This window comes from Methylobacterium sp. J-088, from assembly GCF_022829295.1.
Lineage (GTDB): Bacteria > Pseudomonadota > Alphaproteobacteria > Rhizobiales > Beijerinckiaceae > Methylobacterium.
The window spans coordinates 13,824-26,409 of sequence record NZ_JAKSYH010000136.1 but is presented as its reverse complement, the minus strand read 5'-3'; the positions used below and the strand labels follow the sequence as shown (position 1 = coordinate 26,409).

13 protein-coding genes are annotated in these 12,586 nt (G+C 69.5%); 2 read left to right on the top strand and 11 right to left on the bottom strand.

Features of this window, described 5'->3' with window-relative positions:
* Nucleotides 1-22: 22 nt before the first annotated feature.
* The 8 genes from MKK63_RS14180 to MKK63_RS14145 form a co-directional block, all read right to left on the bottom strand.
* Nucleotides 23-361 (bottom strand): type II toxin-antitoxin system PemK/MazF family toxin, encoded by a 339-nt coding sequence (locus tag MKK63_RS14180; RefSeq protein ID WP_244002731.1) that lies wholly within the window; start codon nucleotides 359-361, stop codon nucleotides 23-25.
* The gene (locus tag MKK63_RS14175; protein WP_244002730.1) at nucleotides 348-659 is read right to left on the bottom strand and encodes a hypothetical protein; all 312 of its coding nucleotides are present in this window, start codon (nucleotides 657-659) and stop codon (nucleotides 348-350) included. The genes MKK63_RS14180 and MKK63_RS14175 overlap by 14 nt, the downstream gene beginning before the upstream one ends.
* Nucleotides 660-752: 93 nt before the next feature.
* Nucleotides 753-1,040, bottom strand: a complete 288-nt coding sequence (locus tag MKK63_RS14170; protein WP_244002728.1) for an SH3 domain-containing protein — start codon at nucleotides 1,038-1,040, stop codon at nucleotides 753-755.
* 31 nt (nucleotides 1,041-1,071) lie between these two features.
* Nucleotides 1,072-1,839, bottom strand: coding sequence for an SDR family NAD(P)-dependent oxidoreductase (locus MKK63_RS14165; protein ID WP_244002726.1), 768 nt, complete (start codon nucleotides 1,837-1,839; stop codon nucleotides 1,072-1,074).
* Nucleotides 1,836-3,119 (bottom strand): beta-ketoacyl-ACP synthase, encoded by a 1,284-nt coding sequence (locus MKK63_RS14160; RefSeq protein ID WP_244002724.1) that lies wholly within the window; start codon nucleotides 3,117-3,119, stop codon nucleotides 1,836-1,838. Before MKK63_RS14160 ends, MKK63_RS14165 begins: the two co-directional genes overlap by 4 nt.
* Before the next feature lie 61 nt (nucleotides 3,120-3,180).
* Nucleotides 3,181-4,473, bottom strand: a complete 1,293-nt coding sequence (locus MKK63_RS14155) for a Zn-dependent hydrolase (RefSeq protein WP_244002722.1) — start codon at nucleotides 4,471-4,473, stop codon at nucleotides 3,181-3,183.
* Between the two features lie 98 nt (nucleotides 4,474-4,571).
* Complete coding sequence (locus MKK63_RS14150) at nucleotides 4,572-5,033, bottom strand: tellurite resistance TerB family protein (protein WP_244002720.1); 462 nt, start codon at nucleotides 5,031-5,033, stop codon at nucleotides 4,572-4,574.
* A gap of 638 nt (nucleotides 5,034-5,671) precedes the next feature.
* Nucleotides 5,672-7,186, bottom strand: coding sequence for a CYTH and CHAD domain-containing protein (locus MKK63_RS14145; RefSeq protein ID WP_244002718.1), 1,515 nt, complete (start codon nucleotides 7,184-7,186; stop codon nucleotides 5,672-5,674).
* 371 nt (nucleotides 7,187-7,557) lie between these two features.
* Here MKK63_RS14145 and selB point away from each other — a divergent pair, with 371 nt between their 5' ends.
* Complete coding sequence (selB, locus tag MKK63_RS14140) at nucleotides 7,558-9,486, top strand: selenocysteine-specific translation elongation factor (RefSeq protein ID WP_409564513.1); 1,929 nt, start codon at nucleotides 7,558-7,560, stop codon at nucleotides 9,484-9,486.
* On the opposite strand, the gene MKK63_RS14135 is transcribed toward selB, so the two are convergent.
* The 3 genes from MKK63_RS14135 to MKK63_RS14125 form a co-directional block, all read right to left on the bottom strand.
* Nucleotides 9,483-9,782: a hypothetical protein gene (locus MKK63_RS14135; protein WP_244002716.1), complete on the bottom strand. Its 300-nt coding sequence runs from the start codon at nucleotides 9,780-9,782 to the stop codon at nucleotides 9,483-9,485. The two genes, selB and MKK63_RS14135, sit on opposite strands and share 4 nt — an antisense overlap.
* A 100-nt stretch (nucleotides 9,783-9,882) precedes the next feature.
* Nucleotides 9,883-10,161, bottom strand: a complete 279-nt coding sequence (locus MKK63_RS14130; protein WP_244002714.1) for an MSMEG_0570 family nitrogen starvation response protein — start codon at nucleotides 10,159-10,161, stop codon at nucleotides 9,883-9,885.
* Nucleotides 10,154-11,368 (bottom strand): MSMEG_0565 family glycosyltransferase, encoded by a 1,215-nt coding sequence (locus MKK63_RS14125; RefSeq protein ID WP_244002711.1) that lies wholly within the window; start codon nucleotides 11,366-11,368, stop codon nucleotides 10,154-10,156. Before MKK63_RS14125 ends, MKK63_RS14130 begins: the two co-directional genes overlap by 8 nt.
* Nucleotides 11,369-11,718: 350 nt before the next feature.
* Between MKK63_RS14125 and MKK63_RS14120 the strand changes: the two genes are divergently transcribed.
* Nucleotides 11,719-12,489: an SGNH/GDSL hydrolase family protein gene (locus tag MKK63_RS14120; protein WP_244002709.1), complete on the top strand. Its 771-nt coding sequence runs from the start codon at nucleotides 11,719-11,721 to the stop codon at nucleotides 12,487-12,489.
* The last annotated feature ends 97 nt before the right edge of the window (nucleotides 12,490-12,586 follow it).

Here is a 12,586-nt window from a genome sequence, read left to right as displayed (position 1 = left end):
TTCGGATGCGCCGCGATCAGCATCAGGCATGCAGGATCGCTTCGAAATGGGTTGCGAGTTGCGCGCGATCCGCCTCCGCGAGATGTCCGATCCGGCGGCCGATCTGCGTGTTCGGCAGCGTGAAAAGCTTGCAGCGGACCACCGAAGGATGCTTCAGGCCGGCCGCCGTCAGATCGATGATCAAATGGTCGCTCGGCCAGTGGCTACCGATACCTGTCGTGATCATCGCACTCACGACAGGCCCGTTCGCGGTGTTGAAAGTGCCGTTCGAGAGCACCTTCACCGGCCGCGGTTTGCGGACCGGAACGTCGATGAAGGGAAAAAGCGCCGTGAGAACATCAAAGCGTTCAAAGGCCGTCATAGGCTGCGGCATCGTCCGGGCTGTTCCATTCCGTCAGCGTCGCGCTCAGAGGCAGTAGATACGGATCAGGCATCGGCCGCTCTGGATCTACGGTGATCATCGAACCGCGGCGGGTCTGCAAGTCATGCCAAATCTCTGCATCGGCCGGCTCCGGACGGACGCCATCGGTCGGGTGTCCGGTCTCAGTGTCGACGATCTTGCGGAAGCGCAGGGGCTTGCCCTCGACCCGGAGAACGATGAGTTGGTCCGGCCGCAGCGTGCGGATCGCCCGCGCAGGATCAGGGTCGCCATCGTTCACCTCTCACCGAGAGCTACGCGCCGGCCCGTCGCAGATCAACATGGCCTCGCGCATCGAAGCACAGAGCGGCAGCAGCCAGCTCGCGCTGGCGCCCTATTCCGGCGCCAGATACCGCCGCCGCGCCCAGCCCAGGGTCCGCCCGGCCTTGACGCGGCACCATGTCGTTCGGCTCGGCGTGTCGTTGGTACAGCCGAAGACCAGGGCGCGGACACGGATCTCGCCGATCTGCTCGGCGGCGGCGTCCGGCTCAACGCGAATGCTCAGGGCCTCGCCCGGCGCCAAGCCCGTGACCCGGTAGGCCTCGGGCTCGGCCCGGGCCGGCCCGGCGGCGAACGGCGCCCCGATACAGAAGACCATGGCGAGGGCAGAGCTGGCACGCATCGGCGGTATCGTCCGGTTCGGCATGCTCCGGTCAGGTCCGGTGGACGCCCATCATCGCGGTCAGACCGCCGTCCACCGGCAGCACCGCCCCGGTGATGTAGGACGCGCCCGCGCCCATCAAGAAGGTTGCGAGCGCTGCGACATCTTCGGGCTGCGCGAACCGCCCGGCCGGGATCTGGCGCTCCATCCCATCGCGATACGCGGCGTAGCGCGCCATCATGGCGGTGTCGACGAAGCCGGGCGCGATCACGTTGACGGTGACGCCGCGCTTGGCCGTCTCGATCGCGAGCGTGCGGGAGTAGGCGATCAGCGCGCCCTTGGTGGCGGCGTAGGCGGCGTTGCCGGCATTGGCCCGCAGGGCGGCGACCGACCCGATCGCGACGATGCGGCCGGACCGCGCCCGCGTCATCGGGCGGATCAGCGCCTTGGCGAGCCGGGTCAGCGAGAAGAAGTTGACCTGCATGGCGGCCTCGGCCTGCTCCTGGTCGAGCATGGCGGCGAGCGCGTCGTAGGACTGGCCGGCATTGTGGACGAGGCCGTAATAATCGCCCTCCTCGGCTGCCGTGCAGAAGGCGTCGAGGGCCGCCCGATCGGCGAGGTCCAGGGCATGGGCCGCGAAGCCGCAGTCCGGATGGGCCGCTCCGAGCTCGGACAGCAGCGCCTGGGCGTCGTCGGCCGAGGATCGATAGGTGAATTCCACCGCAAAGCCCGCGCCGGCCAGGGCCCGGACGATCGCCGCACCGATCCCTGACGCGCCGCCGGTCACGAGGATACGGCGGGGGGCCGTCGCCGCGCTCACGCCGGCTCCGCTCCGAAGACGAGGCACGTATTCTGGCCGCCGAACCCGAAGGAATTCGACAGCACGGTGCGCACCGGAAGGTCCCGGGCCGTTTCGACGATATCGAGGGCGATCGTCGGATCCGGCACGCGGTGGTTGAGGGTCGGCGGGATGCGGCCATGGCGGATGGTCATGAGCGACACCGCCGCCTCGATGGCGCCGGCGGCCGTCAGGGTGTGGCCGATCATCGATTTGTTGGAGGTCACGGGCAGGGCGGCTGCGCGGTCGCCGAAGACGGCACCGAGACCCAGCGCCTCCATCTTGTCGTTCTCGGGCGTCGAGGTGCCGTGGGCGTTGACCGTGTCGATCCCGTCGGGTTCGAGCCCGGCATCCTCCAGGCTCGCCCGGATCGCCGCGATGATCGGCGCCCCGTCGGGGCTGGAGCGGGTGCGGTGGAAGCCGTCGCCCTTCTCGCCGCAGCCGAGGACGTAGCCGAGGATCTTTGCGCCGCGCGCCCGGGCCGACGCAGCGTCTTCGAGCACCAGAGCGGCGGCACCCTCGCCCATCACGAAGCCGTCCCGGTCCTTGGAGAACGGCTTCGAGGCCGCCTCCGGATCGTCGTTGCGGGTGGACAGAGCCGAGAGCAGCGAGAAACGGATCAGCGATTCCGGGTTCACCGAGCCGTCCGTGCCGATGCACAAAGCCGCTGTGGCCTCACCGCGCCGGATCGCCTCGACGCCGAGCTGGATTGCGGTGGCGCCGGAGGAGCAGGCGGTCGAGAGCGAGATCGGCGAGCCCTTCGTGCCGAACCGCTCGGCGATGCGATCGGCCACGGTGCCGAAGATGAACAGATCGTGCCAGGCGTCGAACCGGCGCGTCGCGGCGGCCCGAAGCAGGCCGGCGTAATCGACCGGGCCGTCACCGCCGGCTGCCTCGGCCAGGGCCTGCCGCTGCGGCCATTCCATCTCCACCGGGGGCACCGCGATGAACAAGGCGCCGGGGAAATCACCCGCCGTGCCGATCCCGGCCTGGGCGATCGCCTCCTCGGCCGCCACCGCTGCGAAGCGCTCGGACAGGAGCGGCGCCACCAGCGGCTCGGTGTCGAGGAAATCAACCGTGCCGGCGATCCGGGTGCGCAGGCCCTCGGTGGGGAACCGCGCGATGGCGTGGATGCCGGACCGACCCTCGGTCATGGCAGCCCAGGTCTCGGCCTGCCCCTGGCCGAGGGAGGAGACGATGCCGAGGCCGGTGACCGCGACGAGCGGTCGGCCCCTGGCGTCGCGGTAGGATTGCGCGCTCATGCGGCGGCCCTTAGCAGATTTTCCACCGCCTTACACCACCGGACATCCGATGGCCGCCCCGTCATTCCGAGGCGGACGCGCCGGGTCCGGTCTCGCGGGGGGCGTTGGCGAGGCGCAGCACGGTCTGGAGCAGCACGTCGGTGCCGGCCGCGCAGTCGGCCTGGGTGGCGGATTCCGACTCGTTGTGGCTGATCCCGTCCTTGCATGGCACGAAGATCATCGCGGCGGGCACCCGGGCGGCGAGGTTGCAGGCATCGTGCCCGGCCCCCGAGATGATCCGGCGCCGGGGATGGCCGAGTCCTTCGGCCGCCGCGTCGATCGCCGCCACGATGGCGGGGTCGAACGGCACCGGCTCCTTGCGCCAGATCCGGTTGAGCTGGATCTCCAGGCGGCGGCGCCCGGCGATCTCGGCAGCCGCCTCCTGCAGGGCGGCTTCCATGGCGTCGAGGGTGGCCGAGCGCGGGTCACGCACGTCCACCGTGAAGGCGACCCGTCCGGGCACGACGTTGCGGGACGGCGCCAGAATCGCGGCCTCGCCGATCGTGGCCACCGCCGAGGGGGCGTGCGCCAGGGCGATGCGCTCCGCGGCCAGCGCGAATTCGGAGAGCGCCAGCAGCGCATCCCGGCGGCGGGGCATAGGCGTGGTTCCGGCATGGCTCTCGAAACCGGTGATCACCCCGTCAAACCACATGATGCCCTGGCCGCCCTCGACCACCCCGATGGTCTTGCCCTCGGCTTCCAGGATCGGCCCCTGCTCGATGTGCAGCTCGACGAAGGCGCCGATCTCGCGCGTCCCGACGGCCTCGACCCCACGATAGCCGATGGCGTCGAGCGCCTCGGCAACCGTGGTCCCGGCAGCATCGCGCTTGGCGAGGATCTCGTCGGTGGTGAAATCTCCGGCGTAGGCTGCCGAGGCCATCATGGCGGGCGCGAAGCGGGAGCCTTCCTCGTTGGTCCAGTTGACCACGAGGAGCGGCGCCTCGGTCTCGATGCCGGCGTCGTTGAGAACTCGCATCACTTCGAGACCGGCCAGAACGCCGAGCACCCCGTCGAACTTGCCCCCCGTGGGCTGCGTGTCGAGATGCGAACCGAAGGCGATCGGCTTCCGGCCCATATCCCGGCCGGGGCGGAGGGCATACTGCGTCCCGAGCGCGTCCACCGAGACCTCCAGCCCGACCGCGATGCAGGCCTCGCGGAACCAGTCCCGGACGCGGCCATCCTCGGCCGAGAGTGTCAGACGGTTGATGCCGCCGGCCGGCGTGCCGCCGAACGCGGCCGTCTCCAGGATGGTGGACCAGAGCCGTGTGCCATCGGCGCGCAGGTTGTGGGTCTTGCTCAGATTCGTCTCGGCCATGCCGGTTCCTCTCACGGCGCAGCGCCGTGTCACGCCTGGGTCGTCGATCCGCCCGCCGTTCTGCGCCGGGCGCACCGTCTCAGCAACGCCGATGCCAGTCAGGCCGGCGGCCGCCGCACCGGGTTGGCCCGCAGGAGCCCGACGCCGTCGACCTGCAGGGCGGCGGCGATCGCCCCGAGGGCACTCGCCTCGATATTGCTGATCCCGTCCTGATCGGCGACATCGGCGGCGATCAGGAAGACGTTCTCGCGCTGGCTGTCGGGCCGCTCCGCGATCGCCGTGACGTTGCGCAGGTTCTCCGCGCGGCCGAGGCGGGTCCGCGCCCGGGCGATCCCCTCGTAGAGTTCGGTCTCGAGCATGAGCGCATCGTAGCCCTTCATCAGCACCGGATCGGCGCTCAACCCGAGGAGGGCAGCGTCAAATTCCTGACCGGCCACCTCACCGTCGGCCACGATGACGTTGGCCGCGGCCGAGACCGCAGCGAGCATCAGCGCCTTATCGCCGACATAGGCCGTGACGGTGCGGCCCACGTGGCCGAGGAGGTCGCGGAGTAAGCTCATGAAGGCTGTGCCGGGGGCTGGGCGCGGGCTGAATACGGGAGGGATAGCAGAGGCTGGCGCGGAAGGAAGCCGAGGTCGCGCAACGGCTCGACGCACCGATCGCCGGCGCGACCAGAATCTGCAACTTCTGCGGTCTCTTGGCTTGGTAGACACGCTCGGGCAACATCGCCATGCGACGAGTCGGTTCAGCCGCGCCGATGCGCGGTCGACGGGTGGCGGGCCAAGTCCCCCCAGCGAGTTCCGCCACCGTCGTCACGCCGCCGGAACGAGGTTCGGGTGCCCCCCAGGCCCGACCTTCGCGCCGGCGGCGGTTTCTACCTGTGGGCGATCTTCGTTTTCGATGCGCCTGCCCCTGGACCCGATCCGAACGCCCCGTCGGCCCGTGCGGCCATAAGCAGCTACGATGTGTGCGAATCTGACTTCGGTTGCTGGCTACTGGATTAGTAGTTTACGGGACACGACAGTCATCCGCTGACATGCCTGACAGGCGCTCTCCCTCCCCCTTTGCGGGGGAGGGAGGGAAGCGGCTGCCGGATCTGCCTTGTCCAACGCCGATATATGAACCCGGTATGCCACGCCGGAACAGGAACCCGCGCCCCCTCCGCAGGGCGCGAGATCCGCAAGCGGTAGCGTGCGCCTCAGCGCCAGAATGGCTTCAGGTCGAGGAGATCCGACCGGGCATCGGCGGCAGCCTTCAGGAGCTGCTGCGCGCTCGGATCGTCCGAACCGGGCATCGGCGGCCCCGAGAGGCGTTCCGTCATCGCACGGGCGGTCTCAAGGTCGTTGAGCGCCCCGAGATGATCCTGCAGATCCGACAGGGCGTCGCCGAACTTTTCCTGCCGACGGCGCGCTTTCTTCTTGTGGTAGAGTCCTGCGAAGAATTCCGCGCCGTAGCGCAACTTCTTGGCCGCGATCCGGGCCCTGTGCCGCGTGTGCGGATCGAGATGCTTCAAGCCGCGACCGCGCTTCCTCAGTCGCTCGCGCGCCTTGTCGAGTACGCGGACGGCAAAGTCGCGCCCGTCCTCGGCGGCGGCCGGCTGCGTGGTCCAGGCGCCGGTCTCGACCCAACCGGCGAAATCGATGATCAGGCTGCGCCATTGCGGGCTCTGCAGCGTCGACAGGACCACCGCGTAGGCGCGCTCCCGTTCGGCCTCGGCCCGCTCGCGAAGCCCGTCGAGCCCGGCCTCGTCCGGGCGCTCCTTCACCAGGTCCGGCAGGGTGTGTCCGAGGAACACATCGAGGTTGCGGCCCTCACCGAAGGGTTCGGTGACACGCTTGATCTCGTCGGCGAAGCTCACCGCCCGGGGATCCCCCGCGAGCATCGGGGCGAACAGCGACAAAGCCGAACGCAGGCGACGCAGGGCAACGCGGATCTGATGGAGAGCCTCGGGCGGCTGCCCGTCCTCCAGGAACACCGTCTCGTTGAGCCGCATGTGGCGCAGGCAGGCCCGTGCCACCGCGCGAAACACCGTGCCGGCGCTCGCATCCTCCGGCAGATCGATCGCCTCGGACTTGACGATGGAGCGTCCGCCGCCGTCGATCAGCGCGAAGCCGATCGCGCTCTTGCTGTAGACGCTCAGGCGCAGCGGCACCGTCTCGGCCAGGGCCTGCGCCAGCTGGAACAGGTCGGCCGGATCGCCCTCCTGGAGCTCCAGCTCGATCTCGCAGAGTGGCGCCTCGCCCGAAGGGCTTTCCACCTGGCCTTCGTCGAGGGTGACGAAGATCCGCGACTCGCCTTGGGTGACCGGGATTTCCCGGCGCATCACGACAGTCGAGAAGAGCCGCTCCACCGGCGCATCAGCCTCGCGCAGCACCGCCTCGGCGGCCGTTCCGGCCCAGGCGGCGGGATCGGGATCCTCGCCGGCGATCTCGGTCTCCCACTCGGCCCGGTCGAACAGTCCGATATCGCCCGCGCCCGCCTTCACGGTCTGGATATGGCGGCCACCCTTGGCACGCACCCGCAGCGTCAGGCCGGCCACCTGCAAATCGCGGTTGGCTGTGTCGAAATAGACGCTGATCAGCTGGTCGGGCTCGACATCCGCCGCGCCTGGAAGCCGCGGATGGGCGGCGAGCACCGTCAGATCGGGCCCCGCGCAGGCGAGCTTCAACTCGACTTCGCGCGGCTCCCCGGCGTTGCGTCTGCTCTCGCTCATGCTCTCCTCGTCGTAACCATGCATGCCCAACCGTCTAAGGCATGCGTCGGGTTGCCGCGACCTGTCGCGGCCAGACCAAACGGCCGCGATCGCAATAGACGTCAGTGTAGCAAAATCGCGCGGTGCGCGGAGTCGCACCGAAATCGCTCAGTCGCATTGCAAGCCGGGCATGTTGCACTGCGTAAAAATCGCTCTTCCCCAAATCGAAAACGCATGGCAAAACAAATTGTCCACAATCCATCTGCCGTGCATGCCCCGGCCCCGACCGCCCGGCGGCCCCTGGTTCGACGATGAGCCGGCACGGCGGGATTCCCGACGATTCGAGTGGTGTGCGCGGCATGGACGGCAGCGTCGCGGAGATAGTCAGGTCGGTGACTGCGTTGAAGACACTTCTCGTGGGCGTGGTCGGACACGTGGATCACGGCAAGACGGCGCTCGTCCGGGCGCTCACCGGGGTCGAGACGGACAGGCTCAAGGAAGAACGCGCCCGCGGCGTCTCGATCGTGCCGGGCTTCGCGCTCCTGTCCACCGATGCGGGAGAGATCGACCTCGTGGATCTGCCCGGCCACGAGCGCTTCGTCCGCGCCATGGTGTCGGGGGCGACCGGCATGCGGGCCGTCCTGCTGGCGGTGGATGCGCATGAGGGCATCAAGCCGCAGACCGTCGAGCACCTTGAGATCGCACGGCTGATCGGCGTGCGCCGCGGTGTCCTGGCGCTCACCAAATCCGATCTGGTCAGCCCCGAGGTGGTCGCGGCACGTTCGGCCGAGATCACGGCCGCCGCGGCTCGGGCCGGCCTTGAGGCAGGACCGGTCATTCCGACCTCCACGGTCACCGGCGCGGGCCTGTCCGACCTCGGGGCGGCCCTCGCCGAGCTGCTGGCCGACGCCGAAACCGGCCGCGACGACGGTTTCCCGTACCTTCCGGTGGACCGGGTCTTCTCCCGCGCCGGCTTCGGGACGGTGGTGACCGGAACCCTGCGACGGGGGGGGCTCTCGATCGGCGACTTAATCGAGATCGTACCGGGCGGGCGCAGCGCGGTTGTGCGTGGTCTCCAGATCCACGGGCGTCCGGTCGAGCGGGCCGAGCCGGGGCGACGCACGGCGGTCGCCCTGCGCGGGGTCGGGCTAGATGAGATCGCCCGGGGACAGGCATTGGCGCCGGCGGGTCTGCTCGAGTCGAGCGCGTGGCTCGACGTGGCGATCACGGCCGCCGCCAGCGCGGACGCCGCCGTGGCGAGCGGTACGACCTGTCGCCTGCTGTTCGGGACCACCGAGGTCGAAGCTCGGCTGCGCCTGCTCGATCGTGACGTCCTGGAGCCGGGAGCCAGCACGCAGGCGCAGCTGCACCTCGCGCAGCCGGTCTCCGTCCCGGCGCGGGAGCCCTATGTTCTGCGGCTCGATTCGCCCGCCGCGACCATCGCGGGCGGGCACATCCTCGATCCGGCGAGCCGGCGCCGGCGCCGCAACGATCCGCGTACCATGGCCAATCTGGCCGCGCTGGCATCGGGAGGGCCGGCGAAGGCGATCTCTGTCCGTCTCGGGCAAGTCGGCGCGGCCGGTGCCCCCCTCGCAGAACTGGCCAGGCTCGCCGGCACGGCCCCGGACCGCGCCCGGGAAATCCTGACCGCATCCGGCGCGCGCGAGGTCGGCGACCGCTTCATCGGCGCGCCGGCCTTCGAGGCTTTGCAGACCGGGATCCTGGCGACGCTCTCGCAGCATCACCGCGACTTCCCGATGGAGCACGGGATCGCCCTGGAACGCCTGTCGCGGTCGCTCGTGCTTTCCGACCTCCTCGTTAGCTCGGCTCTGCGGGCCCTCGTGGCGGCGGGGGGTGTAAGTCAGGCCGGCACCCTGTGGCGGCGCGCCGATTTCGATCCTGCGCGCAACGAGAGCGAGGCCGCCCGCCGGCTGGAACAGATGTTCCGACGTGCCGGACTGAACCCACCCGACGAGAGCGAAGCCGTGGGGCGGGACGTGCGCCGTCGAGAAGCGCTGACCTATCTGGTCGGCGCCGGGACGGTGATCCGAGCCGTCGACCGCGTGCAACGCCGCGCGGTCCTGTTCCACCGGGAGGCGGTGGCCGATGCCCGGACGCGCCTCTTGGAGGCCTTCCCCAACGCCGGGACGCCGGAGACCGGCTTCCTCGCCCGGGAAGCAGGCGCGACGCTCGGGATCTCCCGCAAGTTCTCGATCCCCCTCCTCGAGCATCTCGACGCCACGGGCTTCACCCGGCGGGCAGGCGACCGGCGGATCCTCGTCACCCTCGAATCGCCCTCCGGCATCGCGGAAGCCGGCTAGAAATCTGCGCCGGGCCAGTCCCCCGGTCCGGGCTCGTAGCAGGTATAGCCGATCAGGCAGTTCGGGTTGTCCCGGGTGGGGCGGAAGGCGCGCTTGGCGATCTCGGTGGGCTCGCAGAACGACCGGTCGCGCACGAACCGGTCGTAGGTCATCCCACCGGTGCCGAGGACGAGGGCACCCCGCCCCTGGATCAGCCGGCTCGTCTGCTGACAGGTCATTGCCGTACTGGAGGGCCGCGTCTGCGCTCCGACGGGCGTCGCGGCCAGGACGAAGGCCGCAGCAATCCGGGTCACCATAACGTTCGTCTGCCTCGATCGTGAGCCGTGCGGCTCGGACCTGACGACAACCCCTGTTCGCATGCGTTTATCCCGAAGCGAAGCACGCAAGGCGCGGCGATCACTCCTCGAAGGCTTCGACGTATACGGTTCCGGAATCCTGGCGGCGGGCAGCCTCCTCGATCCGGGCGAGTTGCGCCTGGGCCCGCCCGCACGGAAAGCCGTAGCGGGCCTGAACGCGCTCGCTGGCGATACCGAGGGCGACGCGGCTCAGGCCCACGAACTCATCGAGCGGGTAGTCCTGCCCGACCGCGAGGTGGTCCTTGATGACCAGCGAGGGCGAGTAGCAGGCCTCGCGGGAGCCGTCCGGCCAGCGGATGTGGAAGCGCATCTCAGGCATCGGTGGGTACCCGCGTGATGTTCCAGGCCGCCGCGCCAGTGGCCGGCGGCACGGCCAATCTTGGTTCCTGTAGGAGCGTCGCATAGCCCGGCAGATGCCGTGCCGCGCAGGCCGCCCAGGTATGGACGCGGGCCGCATCGATGCCGGCATTGCGCAGACGGGCGCGCCGCGCCGGTGCCAGGCTCTCCCGCATCGCCACCGTCAGGGCTTCCCCATCTTCGGGATTGACCATCAGGGCCTCGCCGGGGGCGAGATACTCGGTGAAGGGTGGCCGCTTGGAGACGATCACCGGGATGCCGCAGGCCATGGCCTCCAGCACGCATTGGCCGTACCCCTCGGCCAGGGAGGGAGAGACCAGCGTCGTGCAAAGTCGGTAGAGCCCCGGCATGTCGGCCTGGGCGACCGGCCCGGTGCGAATCACCGGCTTGCCCGGACCGACCGCCAAGCCCGCGCGTTCCAGCGCGGCGCAGCAAAAGGCCTCGTAATCCGTCGGTTCAGGGGATGACGCTGTGCCCACCACGACGAGTTGAGCCTTCGGGACGCGTCGGTGCAGCGTCGCGAACGCCTCGATGATCGCGAGGCCGTTTTTGCGGGCATCGAAACCGCCGATGCTCAGGAAAACCGGTCCGCGGCCGAGCCCAAGGCGCCGGCGCAGGGCCTCGTCGCCGGGTTCCGGATCGGGCCTGAAGGCCGTCCCGTCGACGCCGGTGCCGACCACCTCGGCCCGCGCTCCGTACTCGGCCGCAAGCGTCGCGGCCCAGGTTTGGCTGAGGCAGAACAGCTGTCCGGCATCGACGATCGCGCGATCCTGCCATCGGGCCAGTTGCGGGTCCGAGAACATCTCGGTCCGGTGGACCGTGCGCGCGAAGCCGGCGATGAGGCGTCGCCGGGTCAGCGTCGTCAGCGCGTTGCCGCCGATGCCGCACTGCGCTTGGAAGACATCGAAATCGCAGGCCGCGGGTGTCGAGAAATGCGCCAGATAGTCGGCGATCCGTGCCCCGACCAGCGCGGCTCCGGCGCCGCGGATCGGCTTTGCCGCCACCGACACCACCGGACAGCTGGCATCGCGGAAGAAACCGCGGCCGGTCGGATCGGGGGCGTGAACCACGGCCTCGTGGCCTAACGCGCACAAAGCTTCGCCGAGTGCCAGCGCATGGATCCCGGTGCCGTGGGGTTCGGTGGAAGAGGTGAGGATCGCGATGCGCACGCTGTCGACCCTGGGACGGCGCAACCCGGTTCGCGGCCGGTTCGGACGTCATGCCCAGCGACCCGAACACCGGTCTCCGCCGCCCTCTCGGAGACCCGGAGCCCGACATACGCATCGTCCGTGCCGCAGATCGATCAAGGGGACGGACGCAAAGCGGTGGGAGATCCGCGGGCGTTAATTTTGTGTTACGAATTCACTTCAGATTAACACCGCTGGCCGAACGGCCCTTTTCAAATCCCCGTGTGAGACTGTAACCATTGCTCGCGAGTGCCGGAGCTGTCGGTCCAGTGTTCAAGTCCGCGAAAAACCAGTCCTCGAACACTCAGGTCGCCCCCCGGTCGACCCGCGGTATGCTGCGCCGGCTCGGCCTGCTGTGCGGCCTGCTCGTGATCCCGACGGCGGTACTCGCCTACGCGGATCTGTTGCCCGAATCGCTCGACCTCCTGGGTATCGATCTGCGCGAAAGCCCGGATCTTCCGCATGTCGCCCGCCAAATCGCCATCGGTGCGCCGCTGAAGATCGTGGCGTTCGGTTCGTCGTCGACCGAGGGCATCGGCGCGTCGAGCCCCGCGAACGCCTATCCGGCCCGGCTGCAGACCGACCTGCGCAAGAAGCTGCACGGCATCGACGTGGCGGTGATCAACCGCGGCATCGGCGGCGAGCACGTGGATGACATGCTGGCGCGCCTGGACCGCGACGTGATCAAGGCGGAGCCGCAGCTTGTCATCTGGCAGACGGGCAGCAACGATCCGCTGCGCGGCGTGTCCGTGGCTCATTTCCGCGCCGCCACGGTGGCGGCGATCCGTCGGATCCGCGAGGCCGGCATCGACGTGGTGCTGATGGAACCGCAATGGTGCCCGAAGCTCGAGTCGACGCCGGGTGCCTCCCGCTTCCTTGAGGCCGTTCGCAGCATCGGGGACGAGCTGGACGTGCCGGTCATCCGGCGCGCCGACCTGATGCATGGCTGGGTGCAAGACGGGAAGCTGACCACGAAGCAGCTCTTCGCCTCCGACGGCCTGCATATGGCCGATGGCGGCTACGCCCTCCTGGCCGAAGCTGCGGCGCAGTCGATCCTGTCGGATGCGGGATCGGTGCAGACGCCTGAGGCGGTGGCCGAGTAGAGCAAGCCGTCGGGTCCCCGCGAGAACCGGGCAAGATCCCAGGATTGCGGTGACGATCCGGCTGGACGTGGCCGGCCAATCTCCCCATCTCGACGCG

Excerpts from the sequence above, each read along its gene's own strand:
- MKK63_RS14180 (WP_244002731.1), bottom strand. The coding sequence starts at position 361 with ATGACGGCCTTTGAACGCTTTGATGTTCTCACGGCGCTTTTTCCCTTC.
- MKK63_RS14170 (WP_244002728.1), bottom strand. The coding sequence starts at position 1,040 with ATGCGTGCCAGCTCTGCCCTCGCCATGGTCTTCTGTATCGGGGCGCCG.
- MKK63_RS14160 (WP_244002724.1), bottom strand. The coding sequence starts at position 3,119 with ATGAGCGCGCAATCCTACCGCGACGCCAGGGGCCGACCGCTCGTCGCG.
- MKK63_RS14155 (WP_244002722.1), bottom strand. The coding sequence starts at position 4,473 with ATGGCCGAGACGAATCTGAGCAAGACCCACAACCTGCGCGCCGATGGC.
- MKK63_RS14150 (WP_244002720.1), bottom strand. The coding sequence starts at position 5,033 with ATGAGCTTACTCCGCGACCTCCTCGGCCACGTGGGCCGCACCGTCACG.
- MKK63_RS14145 (WP_244002718.1), bottom strand. The coding sequence starts at position 7,186 with ATGAGCGAGAGCAGACGCAACGCCGGGGAGCCGCGCGAAGTCGAGTTG.
- MKK63_RS14135 (WP_244002716.1), bottom strand. The coding sequence starts at position 9,782 with ATGGTGACCCGGATTGCTGCGGCCTTCGTCCTGGCCGCGACGCCCGTC.
- MKK63_RS14130 (WP_244002714.1), bottom strand. The coding sequence starts at position 10,161 with ATGCCTGAGATGCGCTTCCACATCCGCTGGCCGGACGGCTCCCGCGAG.
- MKK63_RS14120 (WP_244002709.1), top strand. The coding sequence starts at position 11,719 with ATGCTGCGCCGGCTCGGCCTGCTGTGCGGCCTGCTCGTGATCCCGACG.